Here is a 632-nt window from a genome sequence, read left to right on the forward strand (position 1 = left end):
CCAACGTCCAGTCGCCGCGCGAGCCCGAAGTCCAACAGGCTCAGCGCACCGCCCTCGCGCAGGAAGAGGTTCTCCGGCTTGAGGTCCCGGTGCGCGAGCCCCACCGCGTGCACACGCGCCACCGCCGGACACAGCCCCGCGAGCAACTCGCGCACGCGCGCCACGGACGCGGCCCCAGTGCCGGGCAGCGCCGCCATCCACGCCGCGAGCGTCTGGCCGCGCAGCAACTCCTGCACGAGGAAGGGCCTGCCACCGACGCGCCCCTCCTGGAACACCGCGGGCACGGTGGGCGGACCCACGCGCCGCAGCGCCTCCGCCTCATGCGCGAAACGGGCGTGGTGCGGACCCAGGCCCACCTTGAGGGCCACCTCGCGGCCGTCCTCCTCGCGCACCGCGGCGAAGACGTGGGCGAAGCCCCCCACGCCCAACAGGGCGGCACCGGACAAGCCGGGGACGTCCGGGATCGCCAGCGGCTCCGGTGGGGGACCGGACTCGTGGGCGGGGACGCCATTCACGGGACACGCCGCGCCGGGAGCGAGGCGGCGGTGGCAGACCGGACAGCGCATGCGGGTGCGGGAAGGCTACCAGAGCGCTCGCATCAGGACGATGCCAACCCCGACCAGCCCCTCCCC

Annotated in this window: 1 protein-coding gene; it reads right to left on the reverse strand. The window is 75.3% G+C overall.

Annotated features, from left to right (window positions below):
* A partial coding sequence (locus D7V97_RS43495; RefSeq protein WP_147445282.1) for a protein kinase occupies positions 1 to 566 on the reverse strand: 566 nt, incomplete at its 3' end.
* Positions 567 to 632: the final 66 nt, after the last annotated feature.

This window comes from Corallococcus sp. CA053C (genome assembly GCF_003611675.1).
GTDB lineage: Bacteria > Myxococcota > Myxococcia > Myxococcales > Myxococcaceae > Corallococcus.